Raw genomic sequence first — 571 nt, forward strand, 5'->3', positions numbered from 1 at the left:
TGAAGCTGTGACAGGGGGGAGCCTGGGGGCTCAAGTTTCCACTATGGGTGCTCTGATATTCATCATTTTTTCGACGGGAGCCCTTAGTTATTCCGTAGGAAAGATCAATGTATATGCTTCACTCTGCATGCTTGCAGGCATGATTCCTGTTGCCTTTATGTCACATCTCTATTCGAGTAAGAATGCTGAGGCAATGGAAAAAATATATTCATATAGCTACAACGCGTGGCATAGCACTAACCAGATTGCACAAATAACTACTGCTCGTGAGCTTGCAATTCTTAATGCTCGGTCGTTCTTTGCGCATCGTGCTAATCAAGAACGGAAAAAATCCGGTGAGGAGGAAATTGGCCTAGCTCGTTACATCCTCAGAATATATACAATTGTTGGTTTTATAAGCGCTGCATTGCTAGCTTTAGCCCTTATTTTTCTAGCGGCCTCGGTGCCGGCTCCCGGTGCTCTTGCTGGAGCTGTTATAGGTATTACCTCGGCTATAGTCTCGCTTGGCTCGATGGGAAGCGACCTTAGCTCGATGGCAGCGGGGTCAAACGCAATTGATATATATCGAAAG

1 pseudogene is annotated in these 571 nt (G+C 46.1%); it reads left to right on the plus strand.

Features of this window, described 5'->3' with window-relative positions:
- Nucleotides 1-43: 43 nt before the first annotated feature.
- Nucleotides 44-571, plus strand: a pseudogene (locus tag O3648_RS08495) (ABC transporter ATP-binding protein); the annotation flags it as partial.

Origin of the sequence: Rothia sp. 27098_8_161, assembly GCF_041432905.1 — a bacterium.
Classification (GTDB): Bacteria; Actinomycetota; Actinomycetes; order Actinomycetales; family Micrococcaceae; genus Rothia.